The organism is Pseudomonas sp. P1_F7, assembly GCF_056405655.1.
In genome coordinates, this window is sequence record NZ_JBFUBR010000004.1 from 409626 (window position 1) to 432265 (window position 22640).

Here is a 22640-nt window from a genome sequence, read left to right on the forward strand (position 1 = left end):
GTGGCGAAAAAGCCGAAGATTCTGCCCGCCATTGACTGGCTTGAGCCGCGGGTGCGGGCCATGCGTGTCATCAGCCTGCTGTGCTTTTTGGGCCTGGTGGGACTGCTATGCGTCTACTACCTGCTGGTCGCCGACCTGCACGGCGCCCGGCCATGGGTGATTCTGCTGATCGAACTGGTGCCACTGCTGATTTTGGCGCCGGGGATGATCGTCGGCAGCCCGCGCGGGCATTCGTGGATGTGCTTTGTGGTGAACCTGTATTTCATCAAGGGCGCATTGGCGGCCTATGACCCAAACCGGCAAATCTTCGGTTTGCAGGAGATGGCCGCGAGCCTGGCGGTGTTTTGCTCGGCACTGTTGTATGTGCGCTGGCGGTATCAGTTGAACCGTAAGTTGGCTGGCGAGGGCAAAACCTCCGTCGCCTGACCTGACGCCATCGCGAGCTTGCTCGCGATAGCGCGATACGGTCTCAATGATTGACGGTATAGGCCAGCATCATGGAAATCTGGCTCATCGGCCGCCCGCCACTTTCCTCATGCCACTGGTTGAACACGTCCTGCACCAACGCCAGGTCGCGCAGACTGCTCGGCACCTTGTCGATGATGTCCTGCGCATTCAATGCCGCCACCACGTCGTAGCTCGGCACAAAGGTGTCCTTGCCGATCATGCGCAGGAAGCGCGGGGCAGACAGTCCGCCCAACTGATGTCCGCGTTTTTTCAGGAAGGTCCAGAGCCCGACGATATCGGTCACCGGCCAGTCGGCGATCAGCGCGCCGAAGCTGCCCTTTTCATGGGCCACGTCCAATATGAACTGCGCATTGCGCGGCACACTCTTGAGCTTGCCCAGGTGACGGATGATCCGCGTGTCCTGCATCAGGCGCTCAAGGTGCTCGGCGCTCATCAGCACGACTTTTTCCGGGTCGAACTTGAAGAACACTTCTTCGAAGGCCGGCCACTTGGCATCCACCAGGCTGTGCTTGAGCCCGGCGCGGAATACTCGTAGCGCCATCATCGAGAGGTAGCGATCGTCGCTGATCTTGCGCAGTTGCGCCGGGGTTTTGGGGACGGGCAGATGGGCTTCCAGTTCAGCCGCCGAACCGAAACGGTTCAAGCAGTACTCGTTCAGCCACTTGTAGTCGCGCATGCCCTCTCCAGTAATCTGAAATAAAACGAAAAACCTGTGGGAGCGAGCTTGCTCGCGATGGCGGTGCGTCATTCAACATTGATGTCGACTGACATGACGCAATCGCGAGCAAGCTCGCTCCCACAGTAATTGGGGTCAGAGGTTGACCACGTTGACGAAGCGCGATGCCGCGGACTCGTCAATCTTGAGGCTGGTGAAGTCGAACAGATTGCGATCCGCCAGTTGCGACGGGATCACGTTCTGCAGGCTGCGGAAAATGCTCTCGGTACGGCCCGGGGTCTTGCGCTCCCAGTCCTGCAGCATTTCCTTGACCACCTGACGCTGCAGGTTCTCCTGAGAACCACAGAGGTTGCACGGGATGATCGGGAATTGCTTGAAGTCCGAGTAGGCCTGGATGTCTTTTTCGTTGCAGTAGGCCAGCGGGCGGATCACCACGTTGCGCCCATCGTCGGCGCGCAGCTTCGGTGGCATGGCCTTGAGCGAACCGTTGAAGAACATGTTCAGGAAGAACGTCTCGACGATGTCGTCGCGGTGGTGACCGAGGGCCATCTTGGTCGCACCGATTTCATCGGCAAAGGTGTAGAGCGTGCCGCGACGCAGGCGCGAGCACAGCGAGCAGGTGGTCTTGCCTTCCGGGATCAACTCCTTGACCACCGAGTAGGTGTCTTTCTCGACGATGTGGTACTCGATGCCCAGCTCTTTGAGGTAGGCCGGCAGAACGTGCTCCGGGAAACCCGGCTGCTTCTGGTCCATGTTCACGGCCACGATCTCGAACTTGATCGGGGCGACCTTCTGCAAGTGCATCAGCACATCGAGCATGGTGTAGCTGTCCTTGCCACCGGACAGGCAGACCATGACCTTGTCGCCGTCTTCAATCATGTTGAAATCGGCAACCGCCTCACCGGCCAGTCGGCGAAGGCGCTTTTGCAGTTTGTTCTGGTTGACCGTGAGAGTGCCCATGACGCGAAATCCGTGAGGTGTGACGAAAGGCGGGCATTTTACGCAAAAACACCTCAGGGGCGAAGTGCCTCGCCAAAAGGGCTGTTCGGCACAGACCCGGCGGCGATTAACAATTGTGTTTACAGCGCGATTTGCTCTAAAGCCCCTACTCCCTCTGGGGAAACTCCTCCCTATACTGCGACATAAGGTCGCATACAAATTTCAGACCTATGACTTGCTTGGCCGTATTGGCCCGTAGGCGCTCCACTGGGGGGCGACGGTAAAAACAAGAGGAGTGACTGGCATGATCCATCACGTAGTGGGGCTCTTCACCCACCCTGACCAAGAATGGAAAGAAATCCGTGGCGACCAGGAGGAAAGCATCAGCCACATGTACCTGACCCATACCCTGATCCTGGCGGCGATCCCCGCCGTGTCTGCCTTTATTGGCACCACACAGGTTGGCTGGGTCATCGGCAATCGGCCTCCCGTGATGTTGACCGTAGAAAGCGCGATCTGGATGACGGTCATGTCGTACCTGGCGATGCTCGGCGGTGTCGCGGTCATGGGCGCATTCATTCACTGGATGGCCCGCACGTATGACGCCAACCCAAGCCTCGCCCGCTGCATTGCATTTGCAACCTACACCGCAACACCGCTGTTCATCGGTGGCCTCGCCGCCTTGTACCCGCACTTGTGGCTGGGGATGATCATCGGCACCGCAGCCGTCTGCTACACGGTGTACTTGCTGTACGTGGGCCTACCGACATTCATGAACATTCCATCTGACGAGGGCTTCCTGTTTTCAAGTTCGGTGCTCGCCGTAGGCTTGGTGGTGCTGGTCGCCATCATGGCGTTCACTGTGATTGTCTGGGGACTCGGCGTGGGGCCGGTCTACACCAGTTAGCCACTCATCAGTGATAATCGGAAACTACCGACACAGGCCGCCGCAAGGCGGCCTTTTCATTCTTCAGCAACGAACAGGCACACGACCATTCGGCACCTTGGCGATTCGCAAGGTCAGAGGGTTGCGGCATACTCGACCGCTCTGGAGATCCATCAAGCATGCCCGAGCAACTCAATACCCGCGTCGAAGACTGTTTCCAACTAGCTGAATCCTTTTTCAAACGACCTTTCAAACGCCCCGTGGTGAGCCTCAAGCTGCGCGGGCAAAAAGCCGGTGTCGCGCATTTGCACGAGAACCTGCTGCGCTTCAACCCGCAGCTGTACCGGGAAAACACCGAAGATTTCCTCAAGCAGACCGTGGCCCATGAAGTCGCACACCTGATCGCCCATCAGCTGTTCGGCGACCGCATCCAGCCCCACGGCGAAGAGTGGCAATTGATCATGCGCGGCGTGTACGAACTGCCACCCAACCGCTGCCACACCTATGACGTCAAACGTCGCCGCGTGACCCGCTACATCTACAAGTGCCCGTGCGCTGACAGCGACTTCCCGTTCTCGGCGCAGCGCCACAGCCTGGTTCGGCAGGGACGGCGGTACTTGTGCCGACGGTGTCGCAATACCCTGGTGTTCAGTGGAGAAATGCGGATCGAGTAGTTGGACTTTTGGTGTTTGGACTGGCCTCATCGCGAGCAAGCTCGCTCCCACAGGGAATCTGTGGCGTGACACAAACCCAGTGTGGGAGCGAGCTTGCTCGCGATGGCGGCCTGACAGGCACTAAAGAATCACCTTGGCCCGCCGCAACTGCTCGATCCGCTCAATGCTAAACCCCAACTCCCCCAACACCTGATCCGTATGCTGCCCCAGCGACGCACCAATATGCCGGGGCTCAGGCAATCCTTGCGAAAACTTCAGCGGACAAGCCATCTGCGCCTGGCTTGAACCGTCGCCCCGCGGCACGTCGGTGACCACTCCCCGCGCCTGCAACTGCGGATGACGCAGCGCTTCTCCGAGGTCCAACACCGGCTCGACACAAGCATCCAGTTCGGCGAACAGCGCGCGCAAATCGGCAAAGTCATGCTTTTCGAATTCGACCCTCAGCGCGTCTTTAAGCTGTTTCTGATGAGCCGGTTGCGGAGACAGGCCGAGGCCGGCCAAATCCTCCAGCCCCAACGCCGTACACAACTGTTTCATGAACGCCGGCTCCAGGCTGCCCACCGACAGCCAGCGCCCATCCCGAGAGCGGTAGTAATCGTAGAAGCTGCCGCCGTTGAGCACCTGGTTTTCCGGTCCCGGCTCGACGCCACAGGCCAGATACCCGGCACCCGCCATCGCATTCAGGCTGAACGCGCAGTCGGTCATGCTGACATCCAGGCACTGGCCCTGACCGGTTTGCTGCCGGGCAATGACCGCCGCCAGCAAGCCAATCACCCCGTGCAGCGAGCCACCGGCGACATCCGCCACCTGCATGCCCAACGGCAGCGGCCCACTGTCGGCTCGGCCGGTGTAACTCGCCAGCCCGGACAGGGCCAGGTAGTTGATGTCATGGCCGGCGCGGTCCTTGTAGGGGCCGGTCTGGCCGTAGCCGGTGATCGATACATAAATCAGTTTCGGATTGATCGCCTTCAGGGCTTCGTAACCCAGGCCCAGACGCTCCATGACACCCGGACGGAACTGCTCGAGCACAATGTCGTAATCCTGCAGCAACGACCTGATCACCTCCAGCGCCTCGGGCTGCTTGAGGTCCAGGGCGAGGCTGCGCTTGTTGCGGTTGAGATAGGCATGACTGGCTGACACGCCTTGATCATGGGGCGGCAATACCCGCAGCAGATCCATGCGGGTCGGTGATTCGATGCGCAGCACTTCGGCGCCCATGTCCGCCAGCAGCAACGAAGCGAACGGCCCCGGCAGCAATGTCGAGAAATCCAGAACCTTGAGTGATGCCAGTGGACCGAGCATGAGCGTTCTCCCTTAACGATGCACCCAGCCTAGGCAGCCGCTGGCATTGCGGCAATCACCTTATGCGCCATGTGCAGTGACCGTTGCGCTCAATCGCCGGGCATGAAAAAACCCGCCGAAGCGGGTTTTTCATTACAACAAGGCTTACTTGGCGTTAGCCGGGGCTACCTCTTCGACGTGCCCCAAAACATCGTCTTTAGGCTCGTCGGCAATGCCGCGACCGCCCGAAGCCAGCTCCGCTTGCAACACGTCGGTGTCCAGTTCCTTGACCCACTTGGCCACAACGACAGTGGCAACGGCGTTGCCGACCAGGTTGGTCAGGGCACGGGCTTCAGACATGAAGCGGTCGATGCCGAGGATCAGCGCCAGGCCGGCAACCGGCAGGTGGCCCACGGCGGACAGGGTCGCAGCCAGTACGATGAAACCGCTACCGGTCACGCCCGCAGCGCCTTTGGAGGACAGCAGCAACACCACCAGCAGGGTGATCTGGTGCGTGATGTCCATGTGCGTATCGGTTGCCTGAGCAATGAACACCGCGGCCATGGTCAGGTAGATGGCAGTACCGTCGAGGTTGAATGAGTAACCGGTCGGGATCACCAGACCCACGACAGATTTCTGCGCGCCCAGACGCTCCATCTTGATCAGCATGCGTGGCAGTACCGATTCCGAAGAAGAAGTACCCAGCACGATCAGTAGTTCTTCACGGATGTAGCGGATCATTTTCAGCACGCTGAAGCCGTGCAGACGGGCGATGGAGCCCAGCACGACCAAGATGAACAGCAGGCAAGTGATGTAGAAGCACGCCATCAGTTGACCCAGCTGCACCAGCGAACCGACACCGTAGGCACCGATGGTGAACGCCATGGCACCGAAGGCACCGATTGGCGCGAGCTTCATGATCATGTTGATGATGTTGAACATCACGTGGGCGAAGCGATCGATGAAGTCCAGCAGCGGCTTGCCGTAGGCACCCAGGCGATGCAGGGCGAAACCGAAGATCACCGAGAACATCAGCACTTGCAGGATGTCACCGGTGGCGAAGGCGCCGACAATGGTGGCCGGGATCACGTTCAGCAGGAAGCCGACGACGCTTTGGTCAGCGCCGGCCGCAACATAAGCGGCAACCTTGGAGGCATCAAGGGTGGCGACGTCGATGTGCATGCCATTGCCTGGCTGCACGATGTTGACCACGACCAGACCGACCAGCAGGGCGATGGTCGAAACGATCTCGAAGTACAGCAGCGCGTAGCCGCCGGTCTTGCCGACCGCTTTCATGTCCTGCATGCCGGCGATACCACTGACGACGGTGCAGAAGATGATCGGGGCGATGATCATTTTGATCAGTTTGATGAACCCGTCACCCAGCGGCTTTACCGCCACACCGAGCTGCGGATAGAAGTGACCGAGCAAAATACCGATGACAATTGCAACGATCACCTGGAAATACAGGGATTTGTACAGTGGCTGACGAGTCGTCATTGCAAAGTTCCTCAAGGGTGCCCGGTGACAACATCCATCTGTTGCCCGCAACACCACAATTGCGAACCCTCCTGCACTGGAGGGATTTGTTTTTTCGAGCTGCGCAACGGCAGGCATCTGCACGTTGTATCGCAAGGCCCGTGCCACCTTCCGTAAAAACCCTACAAGCCTTTTGATCTCTGGGGTCGCAGCGAATTCCCTGTCACCGGACGGTTACAAGCATGTGGCGGATTTCCGCCCATCCATCAAAAGTCGTCCTGCTATTTGGCGGATATCCGCCCTGTTCATGCCCGCGGTGCGCAGCTACCATCCGTCGATCAACGGTCAGATCTGCTGCCATGCGCGAACGCACCATTGCCAGTCATTTCGCCCGCGCCGCCCTTGGTGGTGCGCGTCGGCACGGCTACAACTATTCCAGCCTGCTACAACAACTGGGGATCAGCCCCGAGTTGCTGGACGAGCCCCGGGCACGCATCGCGCCGGAACAATTCACCCAACTGATCCAGGCGTTATGGCTGGCACTGGATGACGAGTACCTGGGGTTCGGGCAAGCCCCGAGCAAGCCGGGCAGCTTCGCGATGATGTGCCATGCCGTGATTCACTGCCGCAGCCTGGATAAGGCACTCAATCGCGGCTTATTGTTTTATAGCCTATTCCCCGGCGCTCCGCGTTTGACCCTGAGCCGCGAAGATGAATGGGTGCGCCTGAGCCTGGACGACTCGCAGCTTTGGGACCCGGATCATTTCCTCAGCGAAAGCCTGCTGGTGATCTGGCACCGTTTCGGCAGCTGGCTGATCGGCCAGCGCATTCGCCTGGAACAGGCCACATTCAGCTACCCGCGGCCCGAACACGGCGCCGAGTACGACCTGCTGTTTTCCTGTCCGCTTGAGTTTTCCAGGCCTCAGAGCAGCCTGTTGTTTCACAGCCGCTACCTGGCCATGCCGCTGTTGCAGGATGAACGCACCCTCAAGCATTTCCTCGAGCGCTCCCCCGCCGACCTGCTCTCGCGTCCGGACGATGGCGACAGTTTGAGCAGCCGCCTGCGGCGCCTGCTCAGTCGCGACAGCTCACGCTGGCCCGACCTGGAAGCCGTGGCCGCCCACCTGCACATCAGCCCGCAGACCTTGCGCCGGCATTTGCGGGAAGAGGGTTCGAGTTTTCAGGAATTGAAGGACCAGTTGCGCCGGGACATCGCGATTTATCACCTGAGCCGCGCTGACCTGTCGTTGCAACAGATCGCCGAGCAGCTGGGGTTTTCCGAGCCGTCAGCGTTTCACCGGGCATTCAAGAAGTGGACGGGGCTGACGCCGGGGGCTTATCGGGCGCAGGAGAGCTGAGTTTCAGCACCCGCGTTGCGCAGTGATCACTGGTGTCCTCCCGTACACCCCTGAAAATACCCCATCCAGGTTTTGCGAACGCTTACTCTAAAGGCGGGATGATCAGTGACAAGCCAGGATAAATTTTATCTGGATGATCCAGCACCGACCTGTTCGCATTAAAGATCAGTGGGTACTTGGCAGCATCACCATAAAACTCTCTGGCAATTTTGGACAATGTATCGCCCCTTACAACCACATACATATTCAACTGACTGACCGGCGGAATCGCCAGTGTTGCTGGTGATTCGAAATCCACATCGCCCAACAGCTTTATTTGTCCGATGAAACGTCCAAGATTATTGGCCGTGGTCGCGTGTATGTCATGCATCAGCACAATGGAGTTCTTTCTTTTCCTTATTTGCTCAACACCATGGGATACCCAGCCCCCCGGTTGGTAGTTGCTGTTCCAGTCCAGGGTATCCACGCTCCAGAGAACCTGCCGGTACCCCAACTCGGCGACAGTGCGATCAACCATCGCATCGTGTGCGCCATAAGGCGGCCTCATGATCAGGTCCGGCTGCTGGTAGGGAGTCAGTGCCTGCTCCGTCATCTTGATTTGATCGATGATGGTGTCTTTGTCCTGGCCGACCAGTCTTAGATGATCGTAAGTATGATTGCCGATCCGGTGCCCTTCGCCCAGGATGCGCTTGATACGCTCGCCATGCCTGGCAACCAGATTGCCAACAATAAAAAACGTTGCCTTGATATCAAACAGCTCCAGTGTTTCGAGCACGGTTTCGGTCTGGGCTTGCCGAGGACCGTCATCAAATGTCAGCCAAACTTTCTTCCTTTCCATTTTAATCTCCCTTGGTGGCTTGTAACGCTTCAGCCCCTATCCACTCATGCAACCAACACAGGCTCTGCGTGTGCATGTCGTCAATATGGCGAGGCTTATTACCTGCCACCAAACGGCTGAACGCCAACAAAACATTGTTGCCGGTCGTTTAACGCTTGACGCCTGTAGCGGCCCGAAAAGACCGCTATCAAATACCCGTTCAAACCACCGGAAAAAGAATCCGGAACGCCGCCCCACCCATCGGTGAATCGCCCAAGGTCAGTTTGGCGCTGTAGCTCTCGATGATGTCCTTGACCACCGACAGGCCGATACCCTGCCCCGGGTGCTGACGGTCCAGGCGCTCGCCGCGCTCGAGAATCCGTGCGCGCTGATCCTGTGGTACGCCGGGGCCGTCGTCCTCGACACACAACTCGGTGCCGCTGAGGGTTTCACGCACGCTGATACGTATTTCGCCGAGGCACAGGCGATAGGCGTTTTCCAGCAGGTTGCCCATCATCTCCAATAGAGCGCCCTGCTCGATCGGTACGTAGCACGGGTCGGGCAGGTCGAACGCGACGTGCACGAGCTTGTCGCGATAGACCTTGTCGAGCGTATCGCACAGGCTTTTCAGCACCGGGTGCAAGCGCACCTGATGACGTACCAGACCGCTTTTGCGCAGGCTGGCGCGCTGCAACTGGTAGCTGATCTGCTGGCTCATGCGTTCGATCTGGGTTTGCAGCACCCACGCCTGATCGCGATCCTCCGGACGCTGGGCCAGATCCTCACTGACGCCTTGTAACACCGCCAGCGGCGTTTTCAGGCTATGAGCCAGGTCATCGAGGGAATCACGGTAACGACTGCGCTGCTCACGCTCACTGTGCAGCAACCGGTTGAGAGAACCGGTCAGGCGCAGCAATTCCCGGGGATGTTCTTCACTGAGGCTTTCGCGGGTGCCACCTTCAATCTGGTCCAGTTCCTGGCTCAAGCGCCGCAATGCCTGCAAGCCCCAGGTCAGACCGATCCACAACAACGCCAACAGCACCAGCAGTGCCGCACCAAAACCCAGGTAGAGATTTTCCCGCAGGCCTTCGAGGGTCAGTTCGTACTCGCGAACCGGCTGCAGGGCAACGATGCTGAAGGCTGCACTCTTGCCGCCGAGCAACTTGACCTCGACGTCGTAGACGAAGAACTCCTGGCCATTGGCTTCGCGGATCCGCGCGAACTCGTTACCACGTCCGTCGTAGCGCGGCTTGTAATTGATGCGTTCTTCCTGTGTCGCCTTCGAGCGCCAGACCAGATGCCCTTCACGGTCATAGATGTAGCCGAGCAATCGGCTGTCGGTGAGGTTGAAGCGCTCGTCAGGCAATTGCGCCGGCATCTGCAGGCTGTTGTTCTCCACCCGGGCGGCAGAGATCAGCGTGGTCACGTCCGAAGCCAGACGCTGCTCGATGGAGTCCTGCAACGCCAGGCTGAAGGCACCCTGCATGGCCGGCAGCAACGCCAGCATGAACAACACCGCCAACAGCGTGGCGGCGAGCATCAAGCGAATGCGTAGCGAGCGGATCAAGTGCAACGCTCATTGAACAGGTAGCCCAGGCCGCGCACGGTGTCGATCGGTTTGAACCCGCCCGGCCCCTCCAGCTTGCGGCGCAGACGGCCGACCAGAACCTCGATCACATTCGGATCACGCTCGTCGTCATCCGGGTAGAGCTGTTCCATCAGGCGGTCCTTGGGCACCACTTGCTGATGATGGCGCATCAGGTATTCGAGAATACGGTATTCGTACGCGGTCAGCGCCAATGGCTGTTCGTCGAGGGACGCCTGCTTGCGGTTCAGGTCCAGCAGCAACGGGCCAGCGACGATGGTTGACTGAGTGAAACCACAGGAGCGGCGCAGCAAGGCATTCAGGCGGGCCTCCAGTTCTTCGAACTGAAACGGCTTGACCACGTAATCGTCGGCGCCAGCGGCCAGGCCTTCGACCTTGTCCTGCCAGTTGCCGCGCGCAGTGAGGATCAGGATCGGGAAGGTTTTGCCACTTGATCGCAACTGGCGGATCAGGTCGAGCCCGCTCATGCCCGGCAGACCGAGGTCGATTACCGCCAGGTCAAAGTTGAACTGTGCGGCCTGGTACAGCGCCTCCTCGGCGTTGGCCACGGATTCGACCACGTGGCCGCTCTCCGTCAGGCGGGTTTGCAGGTGATGACGCAGCAGCGCTTCATCTTCGACGACCAGCAGTTTCATAACGCTCTCCCGGGCAAATCAACATCTCCAGAGGCGCAACGTCGCACCTCAATAGCTAACAAGGCAACGCCGGATCAGTCACTCGGGCTGATCCGGCGCAGGCCGTTCACGAAACGCTTGTCAGAAAGCGTAGTTGGCGGACAGGTAAGTCTGGGCGCTGCTGGTCAGGTCCAGCGAACCCTGCTTGCTGCCACCGCGCTCGCTCATCTCAGTGCTGGCGTTGCTGCGCAGGTAACGGTAACCCAGTTCAACCGAGACGTTCTGCGAAACCTGTTGCAGCACACCCACCTGGCCACCGATGGCATAGCCGATATTGCTGTCGCGGCTGAAGCCTGGCGACTCCTGAGTCATTTTGGTCAGGCCGGCCGTGGCACCACCGAACAGCTTGGTGCTGCCGCCCACCGGGTAGAACAGATCGTAGCTGCCCAGGAGGTTTTCCTGACGCAGTTTAATGCCGTTGTGCGAGCCCGATACATTGTCGTAAGTCGCGTAGTACCGGCCCTTGGTATTTTGCTGGCCTAGACGAACACCCCAGGTGGTGTCCTTGCCGATCACGCCATCGGCGTTCGGGTGATTGAGGTTGTCGTTCAGGGCGTGGGATTTTTTGACCTTGTCGCTGGTCTGTCCAAGAGTAAGGCTGGCGAAGTTGTCGTCGGACGCGAAGGCTGCGGTGCTTGCGCCCAGAACCGTGATTGCCAGAAGCAGTTTTTTGAATCCAGTCATTTGGGAGTTACCTCATGTGCCGTTTGTTTTTTGGGTACGGGGCAAGGTTACTCACCGTGCCCTGAACTCCCCCTGAACGCACTCTGAACCTGGGCTGAACCGCCCCCTCCCGAATGTTTCGACACGTTTCAACAGGAGATTCGACCATGCGCCTGTTCCTCGCTGTCCTCCTGCTGGCCCTGAGCGGGCTCAGTCAGGCCGCCATCCAGACCCGGGAAATCCCCTACCAAAGTGCCGATGGCACGAAAATGATCGGCTATTACGCTTATGACGATGCCATCAAAGGCCCGCGCCCCGGGGTCCTGGTGGTACATGAGTTCTGGGGTCTGAACGACTACGCCAAGCGTCGCGCCCGGGATCTCGCCGGCCTGGGCTACAGCGCCCTGGCCATCGACATGTACGGTGACGGCAAGAATACCGAGCACCCCAAAGACGCCATGGCCTTCATGCAAGCCGTGGCAAAAGACAGTGCCGTGTCGAGCGCGAGGTTTCAGGCCGGGCTCGACCTGCTGAAGAAACAACCGCAAACCGATCCGCATAAAATCGCCGCCATCGGCTACTGCTTTGGCGGTGGCGTAGTGCTCAATGCCGCGCGCCAGGGTGTGCCGCTGGCGGGGGTGGTGAGTTTCCATGGTGCCCTGGCGACCAATACGCCAGCAACGCCAGGCAGCGTCAAAGCAAAAATCCTGGTGGAGCACGGGGCGCTGGACAGCATCGTCACCCCGGAAAACATCACGGCTTTCAAGAGTGAGATGGACAAGGCCGGCGCCGACTACAAGTTCGTCAGCCTCGACGGCGCCAGGCACGGCTTCAGCAACCCGGATGCCGACCGGTTAAGCCATGGCGACCATGGCGGACCGGACATTGGCTACAACAAGGCCGCGGATGAAAAGTCATGGGCGGACATGCAGGCTTTCTTCAAAAAGATCTTTGGTTGACACCGTGCTCTGTGGCGAAGGGGCTCCCTCGCCACAAAAGCCATCTGCCACTACCCAGCCTCAAGCCAACCCGGCAAAATGCCCGACATGAATCCAGCCCCCGCCCTGCCCGTCTGCTGCACGCCCCTCGATGACCATTGGCCGCTGCCGTTCGTGCTGCCCGATACGGTCCTGCTGAGCACTCACTTCGATAGCGCACGACTGGCCAGCGATGACTTTCAGCGCAGCGCTGTGGAGGCGCCGGCGAGCATTCAGCGCTCGGTGGCCAAACGGCAGGCGGAGTTTCTCGCCGGGCGGGTGTGCGCCCGGGCCGCGTTACAGCGGCTCGAAGGATTGAGCTTCATTCCGGCCATCGGTGAAGACCGGGCACCGGTCTGGCCTGCTCATATCACTGGCTCGATCACCCACAGCACCGGCCGGGCGGCGGCCATCGTGGCGAACAAAAGCCATTGGCGCGGCCTGGGCATGGACCTGGAAAACCTGCTCAATGCAGATCGGGCCGAACGCCTGGCCGGCGAAATCCTCAACCCGCCGGAGCTACAGCGCATGGCGGCAGGTGGTCACGATCAACAGGCGTTGCTGGTCACCCTGACTTTCTCGGTCAAGGAAAGCCTGTTCAAGGCACTCTATCCGATCGTCCAGCAACGCTTTTATTTCGAACACGCCGAAGTGCTGGAGTGGCGTGAGTCGGGTGAGGTGCGGTTGCGATTGCTCACGGATTTGTCCAGCGAATGGCGCAACGGCACTGAGCTGGATGCGCAGTTCGGGGTCAAGGATGGGCAGTTGTTGAGTCTGGTCAGCATCAAGGCCTGAAGTTTATTGGCGCCTGCTCGCGATGGGGCCGCAACAGACAACACAAGGTTCAACGCTTCTCCTGATTGCGCGGCCAACTCAGACTGAAGCACGCCCCGCCCAGGCTCTTGCTCTTGCCGATCAACGCGCGCCCGTCATGCCAATGGATGATGCGTCGCACAATGGACAGGCCTAACCCATGGCCTCCAGAAGCACGGGTGCGACTGTCGTCGAGACGCAGGAACGGCGTGAAGATTTTCTCCCACGCCGACTCCGGCACACCCGGCCCGTCATCCTCGATATCCACCCGGCATCGCTGCTGCCCCACCTGATAGCTGATGGTCACTCGGGATTGCGCGTGGCGCATGGCATTAGTCACCAGGTTCTGGATCGCCCGATGCAGGTAGCGCGGCTCAGCCTCGACCCAGGCGTCATCGTTATCGGCGGCCGACAGGCACAACCCGCGTTGCACCGTAACGTCGGCGCGCAATGGCGCCAGTTCTTCAATCACCTGATTGACCAGGGCATCCAGATCGATCCGCTGAAAGTTCAGTGCCGGCGAGCCCTGCTCGAGCCGCGCGTAGGTCAGCATCTCGTCCACCAGCCGGTCGAGGTCCTCGATGTCGTGATCCATGCCCTGACAGTATTTTTCCAGGGCTTGCGGCGTGGTGGCCGAGCCGATCATCTCCAGGCCAAAGCGCAGGCGTGCCACTGGTGTGCGCAATTCGTGGGACACCGCGCGCACCAGTTCGCGCTGGATCGCCAGCAACTGCTGCAAGTGTTCGGCCATGCCGTTGAACGCCGAGGCCAGCCGTCCCACCGAGTCCGCACCGCGCGCCGGCACGCGGGTTTCCAGGCTGCCCTTGGCAATGCGCGTGGCGGCGGCTTCGAGGCCACGCAAGCGTCGCTCGAGCTGACGCACCAGCAGATAGACGATCAAACCGATCAGCGTCAGGCCCAGCGCAGCGATCAGCACCAGCCACTCCGGCGGATAAGGATTCATCTGATACAACGGGCCGATTTCCAGGACCCACGGCGTGCCCACCATGCCGGCAAACACCCGGATCGAATCCCCCCCCTTGCCCAGCGCCATCACGGTGTCACCCTCGGACACCCGGCGGCTCTGGTCTTCGTCCATATCCGCCTCGTCAACCGTGACCAGGCGCAGGTCGAAGCCGAAGCCCTTGCTTTCCTTCAATTGCGCCAGGCGCAAGGGCTGGTCGGCTACCGGGGTGCGCACCAGTTCATCGGTCAACAGGTAGATGGTCGCCCGGGCCAGCTGCTCGCTGATCTGTTGCACCTCCCCGGTGAGCATCAACTGTTCCTTGTCGCTGACCAGCTTGTACACCTTCGCCGCGTGCGGCCCGGTCTGTTCCACCAATGCCTGGCCGCGCAACACACGGGTGCGCTGGGTCAGGTCGAGGTCAGTCTCGGCAAAAGTTTTCAGCGCCAGCGGAATACCCAGCAGCCGCTCCCACACCAGCAAGGCCCGGTGGCGCTCGGTCTGGTTCATCGGTTGCAGGTTGTCGGCCATCAGCGAAAACGTGCCGTGGGCCAGGCGCTCGCGGTATTGCTCGCTGCGCACCTCATTGAGCAGGTGCAACGCCAGTACACCGAGCACCGCCACCAGGATCAGCGCGGCGCACATGCCGCCATAGATGCGCAGGAAGATCGAGTTCACAGGGTCTGGTCTACGCAAGCCTCGGGAACGAACAGATAGCCTTTGCTACGCACGGTCTTGATCAGCCGTGGATGCTCCGGGTCATCGCCGATCTTAGGGCGGATACGCGAGATACGCACATCGATGGAGCGGTCCTGACCGTCATAGCCGATGCCTCGCAGCGCGGTGAAGATCTCTTCCCGGGAAAGGATGCGCCCTGCATTGGCCACCAATAGCCAGAGCAGGTCGAATTCGGCGCTGGTCAGTTCGATACCGTTGCCCTGCAACCAGGCTTCGCGCAAGGCGTTGTCGACGATCAGCGGGCCGAACTGTAGACGCCGCTGTTTTTCCGGGGCGACTTCGGGCGTTTCACTGCGACGCAACAGCGCCTGGATACGCGCCAGCAGCAGACGCGGACGTACCGGTTTGCACACGTAGTCGTCAGCCCCCAGGTCCAGGCCGAGAATCTGGTCGGTGTCGTCGGTGCGGGCGGTGAGCATCAGGATCGGGCCGTCATATCGGGCGCGGACCTTGCGGCAAATGCTCAGGCCATCTTCACCGGGGAGCATCAGGTCGAGGATCACCAGGTCCGGTTGTTCCTTGATGATGCGATTCGCAGCGAACGCACCATCCCCTTCGATCGATACACGCAGGCCATTGGCTTCCAGGTAATCGCGGGTCAGTTCGGCCAGTCGCTGGTCGTCCTCCACTATCAATACCTGCCAGGCTTCTTGCTCCACGGGTGACCTCTGCTTGCCAAAACACCAATAAGGAAGGATCCACCCGTCTTTTTGTAATGATTCGGGAGGACAAATATGTATACACGCTGGGCCGATTGTATAAACGCCGCCCGTCGAGAACACAAGCGGGTAAATGCGTTCGGACAACAGGGTTTTTTGTGGTAGGGTTCGCGCCCTTAAAAATCCGCCCGGCCGTTTCGATCGTTGAAAATTGCTGAAAAAAGGTCCGGTCCAGCAAGGTCGCGGCCTACACGCCGGTTCCCTCTTTCACACACAATTTACGCACAGGTTTATCCACAGGCAGTACGTTGCAATCGCCCCCCAAAACGCATTATCTTGTAGCCCGGCGCTAAAAAAACCCTAGATGTAGGGTTTTGCGCAAAAAACCAAACACAAACCAGACACCAATTTCAAGCGCTTTTATTGCCTCTGTCCGGTTGAACCATACGTATTTTCGAAAGACCAAACCGCGCATGCGGATGGCTACTGTATTTCGGCCCCGAGTGGTGAAAACGGTACGGGTGTTGCAGTCCCAACTGTCACCTGCAAAGGACCAAGGTTTCAGGCCCAAGGCGTGAGACCAAAGACTTCGGCATGGAAGCGGCGCTCGATAAAGCCCCCTTCCTACTGTCCCGAAGTTGTTATGCCCGGCGCTCGCCGGTTGTAGTGCTTCAGGACGGAACGGTGGGCACCGTGATGGTGCCCAAACAAACATAGAGAATGTGGAGACACTCCCCCATGCAAACCGACACAACTCGCGAGAACCCGCAGGGCACCTTGCCGCAGGCCGCTGATTCGAATTCGGATCTGTCCGCCACCGCGCCTGGCCAACTGCGCGTGATCAAGCGTAACGGCACTGTCGTTCCCTACACCGATGACAAGATCACCGTCGCCATCACCAAAGCGTTCCTCGCAGTTGAAGGCGGCACCGCTGCTGCCTCGTCGCGAATCCACGACACCGTTGCCCGCCTGACCGAACAGGTCACCGCGACCTTCAAGCGTCGCATGCCATCGGGCGGCACCATCCACATCGAAGAAATCCAGGACCAGGTCGAACTGGCCCTGATGCGTGCCGGCGAGCAGAAAGTGGCTCGCGACTACGTGATCTACCGTGACGGTCGTTCGAAAGAACGCGCTGCCCACGCACCGGCCGAAGAAGCGGTCAATGCTCACCCGTCGATCCGCATCACCCGTGCCGACGGCAGTCTGGCGCCGCTGGACATGGGCCGCCTGAACACCATCGTCACCGAAGCGTGCGAAGGCCTGGAAGAAGTCGACGGCGACCTGATCCAGCGCGAAACCCTGAAGAACCTGTACGACGGCGTGGCCCTGAACGACGTCAACACCGCCCTGGTGATGACCGCCCGTACCCTGGTTGAACGCGAGCCGAACTACTCGTTCGTGACCGCCCGCCTGCTGATGGACACCCTGCGCGGCGAAGGCCTGGGCTTCCTCGGTGTGGCCGAGAGCGCCACTCACCACGAAATGGCCGACCTGTACGCCAAGGCACTGCCGGCCTACGTCGCCAAAGGTATCGAGTTCGAACTGCTGAACCCTGTGCTGGCCGAATTCGACCTGGAAAAACTGGGCAAGGCGATCAACCACGAGCGCGACCAGCAGTTCACCTACCTGGGCCTGCAGACCCTGTACGACCGCTACTTCATCCACAAGGATGGCGTGCGTTTCGAACTGCCGCAGATCTTCTTCATGCGTGTAGCCATGGGCCTGGCGATCGAAGAGAAAGCCCGTGAAGACCGTGCCATCGAGTTCTACAACCTGTTGTCGTCCTTCGACTACATGGCGTCGACCCCGACCCTGTTCAACGCCGGTACCCTGCGTCCACAGCTGTCGAGCTGCTACCTGACCACCGTGCCGGATGACCTGTCGGGCATCTACCACGCAATCCACGACAACGCCATGCTGTCGAAATTTGCTGGCGGCCTGGGCAACGACTGGACGCCGGTTCGTGCGCTGGGTTCGTACATCAAGGGCACCAACGGCAAATCCCAGGGCGTGGTGCCGTTCCTGAAAGTCGTCAACGACACCGCCGTTGCCGTTAACCAGGGTGGCAAGCGCAAAGGCGCTGTATGTGCCTACCTGGAAACCTGGCACATGGACATCGAAGAGTTCATCGAACTGCGCAAGAACACCGGTGATGACCGTCGTCGTACCCACGACATGAACACCGCCAACTGGATCCCTGACCTGTTCATGAAGCGCGTCTTCGATGACGGCAAGTGGACCCTGTTCTCGCCGTCCGAAGTGCCGGACCTGCACGACCTGACCGGCAAGGCCTTCGAAGAGCGCTACGAGTACTACGAAGCCCTGACCGAGTACCCGGGCAAGGTCAAGCTGTTCAAGACCATCCAGGCCAAAGACCTGTGGCGCAAAATGCTGTCCATGCTGTTTGAAACCGGTCACCCATGGCTGACCTTCAAAGATCCGTGCAATCTGCGCAGCCCGCAGCAGCACGTGGGCGTGGTCCATAGCTCGAACCTGTGCACCGAGATCACCTTGAACACCAACAAGGACGAGATCGCCGTTTGCAACCTGGGCTCGATCAACCTGCCGAACCACATCGTCGACGGCAAGCTGGACACAGCCAAGCTGCAACGCACCGTGAACACCGCCGTACGCATGCTCGATAACGTGATCGACATCAACTACTACTCGGTGCCGCAAGCGAAGAACTCCAACTTCAAGCACCGTCCGGTCGGCCTGGGCATCATGGGCTTCCAGGACGCGCTGTACCTGCAGCACATCCCTTACGGCTCCGACGCTGCCGTCGAGTTCGCCGACAAGTCGATGGAAGCGGTCAGCTACTACGCGATCCAGGCGTCCTGCGACCTGGCCGACGAGCGCGGCTCGTACGAGACGTTCCAGGGTTCGCTGTGGTCCAAAGGCATCCTGCCGCTGGATTCGCAACAGATCCTGATCGAGGCCCGTGGCCAGAAGTACATCGATGTCGACCTGAACGAATCCCTGGACTGGGCACCGGTTCGTGCCCGTGTACAGAAAGGCATTCGTAACTCGAACATCATGGCCATCGCACCGACCGCGACCATCGCCAACATCACCGGCGTCTCGCAGTCGATCGAACCGACCTACCAGAACCTGTATGTGAAATCGAACCTGTCGGGCGAATTCACCGTGATCAACCCGTACCTGGTTCGTGACCTGAAGGCTCGCGGTCTGTGGGACTCGGTCATGATCAACGACCTGAAGTACTACGACGGTTCGGTGCAGCAGATCGAGCGCATCCCGCAAGAACTCAAAGAGCTCTACGCGACCGCGTTCGAAGTGGACACCAAGTGGATCGTTGACGCCGCCAGCCGTCGTCAGAAGTGGATCGACCAGGCTCAGTCGCTGAACCTGTACATCGCTGGCGCTTCGGGCAAGAAGCTGGACGTGACCTACCGCATGGCCTGGTACCGTGGTCTGAAAACCACTTACTACCTCCGCGCCCTGGCCGCGACCAGCACCGAGAAGTCGACCATCAACACCGGCAAGCTGAACGCTGTTTCCAGCGGCGGCAACCACGGTGACGACTCGGTCCTGGCAGCGCCTGCCGGCCCTGCTCCAGTGCCGAAGGCTTGCGCCATCGACGAGCCGGATTGCGAAGCTTGCCAATAAGCTGAGCCGGTAAGCACCGCAAGGTGCTTACTCGAAACCCCCGATCAGCCTTTGGCGGGTCGGGGGTTTTCTTTTGCCTGTAGGAAACCAGGATCAAAAGATCGCAGCCTGCGGCAGCTCCTACAGGGCGTACGCCGTTCCATGTAGGAGCTGCCGCAGGCTGCGATCTTTTCCGTTCTTCACAGGCACAAAAAACCCCTCTTTCGAGGGGCTCCTTGCACAGCACAATCGAGCATCAAGCCATCTGAATGATGGTCTGCATGATGGTGCTCTGGGTGGAGATCGTCTTGGCGTTCGCCTGGTAGTTGCTCTGCGCCTGGATCAGGTCGACCAGTTCGTTGGTCAGGTTGACGTTGGACTCTTCCAGAGAGTTGGAAGCGATCGAACCCAAGGTGCCGGTTTGCGGAGCATCGTAGCCCGGAATACCCGAGGTGTAGGTTTCCTTCCAGCTGGAGCCACCCACCGGCTGCAGACCTTGTTCGTTGGTGAAACTGGCCAACGAAATCTGGCCGATTGGCTGGGTCTGGTTGTTGCTGAAGTTGGCCAGCAGTACGCCGCTGCCGTCGATGGTCAGGTTGGTGATCTGACCAGTGGCATAACCGTTCTGCGATGGAATCGAACGCGCGGTGTCGGCGTTGAATTGGGTGGTGTTGCCCATGGCGATGGTCACGCCTGCTGGATCGGCTGCGGCACCGTTGGCTGTCCAGACGCCATTGGTGACGCTGCCCGGGGTCCAGCTGGTGATTTTCAGGTCACTGCTGATAGTCGCGGTTGGCAGTGTGGTCGGAGGCGTCACTGGCGTGCTGACCGACGTCAGTTTACCGGTGGAATCGAACGACATGGTCGAAGCGATTGGAGCCGTCAGCGCAGGATCACTGCCGTCCGGGTTACGACCATCGATCAGGGTGTAGGTATCCCAAATGTTCTGCCCAGTCTTGACCATGTACTGATCCATGGTGTGCTGGTTTCCCTGAGTGTCGAAAATCGGGGTGCTGAACTGTTTGGTAAAAGTTTCCGGTTTGGTCGGATTGAACTTGTTGGTAGCAACCGTCTGGTCAATCACCGCTGCCGTAGAGTTCAGGTTGATCATCGACGAAACGGTGCTGGTGGATTTCGGCGCCAGATTGGAGGTGTCGATCCGCAGGTCGGTCAACACGCCATTGAGGATCTTGCCATTGGAGTCCACGCCATAACCCTGCAGACGGGCCGTACCGTCGCTGTTCGTCACGTAGCCATCCTTGTCGGTCTTGAACGTACCGGCACGGGTGTAGGTCAGCGAACCGCTGTCGCTCAGGACGAAGAAGCCATTGCCCTGGATACCCATGTCGAGCACGTTGCCAGTGTTGCTCACGTCACCCTGGCCGAACTGCTGGGAAACGTTGGCCAGGCGCACGCCGCTGCCGACGGTCTTGCTGCCGGTGCCCAGGCGAGTTGCCGAGTACACATCTTCGAATTCTGCACGGGACGATTTGAAACCGGTGGTCGCGACGTTGGCGATGTTGTTGCCGGTCACGTCCAGTTGTTTGTTGGATGCAAAGAGACCGCTAAGGCCGATATTAAAAGACATAATCCACTCCTTTGTGCCGGGTTAGTCGGCTTTACATACCAATGGTTTGTACTTTGGACAGAGCGATGGTGCCCAGCCCGGCCAGATTGAGCATCAACTCACCGCCAGTCTGGCTGATGGTCACGCTGTTGACGGTCGCTGGCAGGTTGGTGATCAACGCCACGGACTGCCCATCGATCGTGCTGCTAGCGCCGAAGGTGTAAGTGCCTGCAGCTACCGTTTCGCCCGCATCATTCTTGCCGTCCCAAATGAAACTGGCGTTGCCTGCTTTCTGAGCGCCCAGGTCGATGGTGCGTACGGTCTTTCCGTCCGCATCAGTGATCTTCAGGGTGGCGGCGGCCACCGACGATGGCACCACCACCGTACCGCTGAGACTCTTCGACGTGTCGACCACGGCCTTGTCACCGGGTGCAATGACCGAACGCCCCACCAGTGACGACGCCTGCAATGCCTGGGAGGAGTTGTAGTTGCTGGCCAGGCCGCTCACGGTGTCGTTGAGCGAGGTGATGCCTTCCAGGCTGCTGAACTGCGCCAACTGGGCCACGAACGCACCGTTGTCCTGAGGCTCCAGCGGGTTCTGGTTTTTCAGCTGGGTCACCAGCAACTGCAGGAACGCATCTTTACCCAGGGCCTGTTTGCCCGTGGCGCTGCCGGTTGCCGACGCGAGGCCGTCAGTCGTGGTGTTGGTCTTGATCGAGGAATTGGCCAGGATGTCGTTGAGGCTCAAACCGCTGGTGGAATCGGTAACACTCATCTGAGTCGCCCCTTATCACTGACCGAGGGTCAGGACCTTCTGCATCATGGTTTTGGCGGTGTTCATCATTTCGGCGTTGGTCTGGAACGAACGGCTCGCGGAAATCATGTCGGCCATTTCCTCCACCACGTTGACGTTCGGGTAGTAGACGTAGCCCTTGGCATCGGCCGCCGGATGGTTCGGCTCGTAGCGCGCTTCGAGGTTGCTCTGGTCTTCGACCACACCCAGCACCTGCACACCCTGACCGGCGGCGTCCTGGCTCTGGAACAGCGAGTCGCTGCCACCGCTCTGGCCGCCCTGGAACATGGTGGCGAATACCGGGTGACGCGCGCGGTAGGTCTGGTCGATGCTCGACGAGACGGTCTCGGCGTTGGCGATGTTCGAAGCGACGGTGTTCAAACGCGTGGTCTGCGCACTCATGCCGCTACCGGCAATGTTGAAAACACTGGACAGTGACATGGCTTACTCTCCGCGAAGGGCTGACACCAGCCCTTTGAATTTGCTGTTGAGCAGGGTGAAGCTGGCCTGGAAGCCGATCGCGTTTTCCGCGTAGTTCGACTGTTCCAGCTGAGCGTCCACGGTGTTCTGGTCAATCGACGGTTGCATCGGTGTGCGATACAGCAACGACTCGTCGCCATTGCCCAGACCTTCAGCTTCGATGTGACGGCTGTTGGTCATGTTCAAGGCGAAGGTGCCGCTTTTGGTTTTCTCGTTCTGCTCGGCGAGCACTTTCGAGAAGTCCAGGTCCCGAGCCTTGTAGTTCGGGGTATCGGCGTTGGCGATGTTGTTGGCCAGGACTTCGGCACGCTGGGCGCGGAAGCCCAGGGCTTGTTCGTGGATACCGAGCGCTTTATCGAAGCTGATGCTCATGTCGGGAAACCTTCGGGTGACCTGATTTTTCGTAGGATCAACTTAGCAAGCCCCATGCCAATTCAACCCCCCCCGGAAACCGGGGCTTTGCCGGCCATGGCAACGCGGCAATGCCAGAAAAGCGGCAACGGTTTTCCGCCGGAT

The 22640-nt window shown here is 59.6% G+C and carries 21 protein-coding genes; 7 read left to right on the top strand and 14 right to left on the bottom strand.

Features of this window, described 5'->3' with window-relative positions:
- Complete coding sequence (locus AC1D1M_RS08135) at positions 1-426, top strand: DUF2069 domain-containing protein (protein WP_477775230.1); 426 nt, start codon at positions 1-3, stop codon at positions 424-426.
- Positions 427-469: 43 nt separating this feature from the next.
- Here the strand turns inward: AC1D1M_RS08135 and AC1D1M_RS08140 are convergent, their stop codons facing one another.
- Both AC1D1M_RS08140 and ttcA read right to left on the bottom strand, forming a co-directional pair.
- Positions 470-1144, bottom strand: coding sequence for a DNA-3-methyladenine glycosylase I (locus AC1D1M_RS08140; protein WP_223456102.1), 675 nt, complete (start codon positions 1142-1144; stop codon positions 470-472).
- Between the two features lie 135 nt (positions 1145-1279).
- A complete protein-coding gene (gene ttcA / locus AC1D1M_RS08145) occupies positions 1280-2104 on the bottom strand; it encodes a tRNA 2-thiocytidine(32) synthetase TtcA (RefSeq protein WP_008016509.1) in 825 nt (274 codons plus the stop codon).
- 283 nt (positions 2105-2387) lie between these two features.
- On the opposite strand from ttcA, the gene AC1D1M_RS08150 reads away from it, so the two are divergent.
- On the top strand, positions 2388-2990 hold the full coding sequence (locus AC1D1M_RS08150) for a Yip1 family protein (protein ID WP_477775231.1): 603 nt from the start codon (positions 2388-2390) through the stop codon (positions 2988-2990).
- Positions 2991-3148: 158 nt separating this feature from the next.
- On the top strand, positions 3149-3643 hold the full coding sequence (locus tag AC1D1M_RS08155; RefSeq protein ID WP_477775232.1) for a SprT family zinc-dependent metalloprotease: 495 nt from the start codon (positions 3149-3151) through the stop codon (positions 3641-3643).
- A gap of 120 nt (positions 3644-3763) precedes the next feature.
- On the opposite strand, the gene AC1D1M_RS08160 is transcribed toward AC1D1M_RS08155, so the two are convergent.
- Both AC1D1M_RS08160 and AC1D1M_RS08165 read right to left on the bottom strand, forming a co-directional pair.
- Positions 3764-4945: a CaiB/BaiF CoA transferase family protein gene (locus AC1D1M_RS08160; RefSeq protein ID WP_477775233.1), complete on the bottom strand. Its 1182-nt coding sequence runs from the start codon at positions 4943-4945 to the stop codon at positions 3764-3766.
- Between the two features lie 144 nt (positions 4946-5089).
- Complete coding sequence (locus tag AC1D1M_RS08165; protein WP_477775234.1) at positions 5090-6424, bottom strand: dicarboxylate/amino acid:cation symporter; 1335 nt, start codon at positions 6422-6424, stop codon at positions 5090-5092.
- 338 nt (positions 6425-6762) lie between these two features.
- On the opposite strand from AC1D1M_RS08165, the gene AC1D1M_RS08170 reads away from it, so the two are divergent.
- Positions 6763-7761, top strand: coding sequence for an AraC family transcriptional regulator (locus AC1D1M_RS08170; RefSeq protein WP_477775235.1), 999 nt, complete (start codon positions 6763-6765; stop codon positions 7759-7761).
- 82 nt (positions 7762-7843) lie between these two features.
- Here AC1D1M_RS08170 and AC1D1M_RS08175 read toward each other — a convergent pair whose 3' ends face one another.
- The 4 genes from AC1D1M_RS08175 to AC1D1M_RS08190 all read right to left on the bottom strand — a co-directional run bounded on the left by AC1D1M_RS08175 (position 7844) and on the right by AC1D1M_RS08190 (position 11542).
- Positions 7844-8599: a polysaccharide deacetylase family protein gene (locus AC1D1M_RS08175; RefSeq protein ID WP_477775236.1), complete on the bottom strand. Its 756-nt coding sequence runs from the start codon at positions 8597-8599 to the stop codon at positions 7844-7846.
- 199 nt (positions 8600-8798) lie between these two features.
- On the bottom strand, positions 8799-10145 hold the full coding sequence (locus AC1D1M_RS08180) for an ATP-binding protein (RefSeq protein WP_477775237.1): 1347 nt from the start codon (positions 10143-10145) through the stop codon (positions 8799-8801).
- Positions 10142-10819 (bottom strand): response regulator, encoded by a 678-nt coding sequence (locus tag AC1D1M_RS08185; protein ID WP_477775238.1) that lies wholly within the window; start codon positions 10817-10819, stop codon positions 10142-10144. The genes AC1D1M_RS08180 and AC1D1M_RS08185 overlap by 4 nt, the downstream gene beginning before the upstream one ends.
- A gap of 120 nt (positions 10820-10939) precedes the next feature.
- Positions 10940-11542 carry a hypothetical protein gene (locus AC1D1M_RS08190; protein ID WP_477775239.1) on the bottom strand — a complete coding sequence of 201 codons (603 nt, stop codon included), beginning with the start codon at positions 11540-11542 and terminating at the stop codon, positions 10940-10942.
- Positions 11543-11688: 146 nt separating this feature from the next.
- Here AC1D1M_RS08190 and AC1D1M_RS08195 point away from each other — a divergent pair, with 146 nt between their 5' ends.
- Both AC1D1M_RS08195 and AC1D1M_RS08200 read left to right on the top strand, forming a co-directional pair.
- The gene (locus tag AC1D1M_RS08195) at positions 11689-12480 is read left to right on the top strand and encodes a dienelactone hydrolase family protein (RefSeq protein WP_477775240.1); all 792 of its coding nucleotides are present in this window, start codon (positions 11689-11691) and stop codon (positions 12478-12480) included.
- A gap of 87 nt (positions 12481-12567) precedes the next feature.
- A complete protein-coding gene (locus AC1D1M_RS08200; protein ID WP_477775241.1) occupies positions 12568-13293 on the top strand; it encodes a 4'-phosphopantetheinyl transferase family protein in 726 nt (241 codons plus the stop codon).
- 49 nt (positions 13294-13342) lie between these two features.
- Here the strand turns inward: AC1D1M_RS08200 and AC1D1M_RS08205 are convergent, their stop codons facing one another.
- Together AC1D1M_RS08205 and AC1D1M_RS08210 are read right to left on the bottom strand one after the other, a co-directional pair.
- Positions 13343-14953: an ATP-binding protein gene (locus AC1D1M_RS08205; RefSeq protein ID WP_477775242.1), complete on the bottom strand. Its 1611-nt coding sequence runs from the start codon at positions 14951-14953 to the stop codon at positions 13343-13345.
- Positions 14950-15672, bottom strand: a complete 723-nt coding sequence (locus AC1D1M_RS08210) for a winged helix-turn-helix domain-containing protein (RefSeq protein WP_477775243.1) — start codon at positions 15670-15672, stop codon at positions 14950-14952. The genes AC1D1M_RS08205 and AC1D1M_RS08210 overlap by 4 nt, the downstream gene beginning before the upstream one ends.
- Before the next feature lie 738 nt (positions 15673-16410).
- Here AC1D1M_RS08210 and AC1D1M_RS08215 point away from each other — a divergent pair.
- Positions 16411-19305: a ribonucleoside-diphosphate reductase subunit alpha gene (locus tag AC1D1M_RS08215; protein ID WP_477775244.1), complete on the top strand. Its 2895-nt coding sequence runs from the start codon at positions 16411-16413 to the stop codon at positions 19303-19305.
- 235 nt (positions 19306-19540) lie between these two features.
- On the opposite strand, the gene flgE is transcribed toward AC1D1M_RS08215, so the two are convergent.
- Genes flgE through flgB form a run of 4 tightly spaced genes read right to left on the bottom strand, consistent with a single transcriptional unit; the run spans position 19541 to position 22496 of the window.
- Positions 19541-20872 (bottom strand): flagellar hook protein FlgE, encoded by a 1332-nt coding sequence (gene flgE / locus AC1D1M_RS08220; protein WP_477775245.1) that lies wholly within the window; start codon positions 20870-20872, stop codon positions 19541-19543.
- Between the two features lie 31 nt (positions 20873-20903).
- Positions 20904-21626 carry a flagellar hook assembly protein FlgD gene (gene flgD / locus AC1D1M_RS08225; RefSeq protein ID WP_477775246.1) on the bottom strand — a complete coding sequence of 241 codons (723 nt, stop codon included), beginning with the start codon at positions 21624-21626 and terminating at the stop codon, positions 20904-20906.
- A gap of 15 nt (positions 21627-21641) precedes the next feature.
- Positions 21642-22085, bottom strand: coding sequence for a flagellar basal body rod protein FlgC (gene flgC / locus AC1D1M_RS08230; protein WP_007980123.1), 444 nt, complete (start codon positions 22083-22085; stop codon positions 21642-21644).
- 3 nt (positions 22086-22088) lie between these two features.
- Positions 22089-22496 carry a flagellar basal body rod protein FlgB gene (flgB, locus tag AC1D1M_RS08235; RefSeq protein WP_008051530.1) on the bottom strand — a complete coding sequence of 136 codons (408 nt, stop codon included), beginning with the start codon at positions 22494-22496 and terminating at the stop codon, positions 22089-22091.
- Positions 22497-22640: the final 144 nt, after the last annotated feature.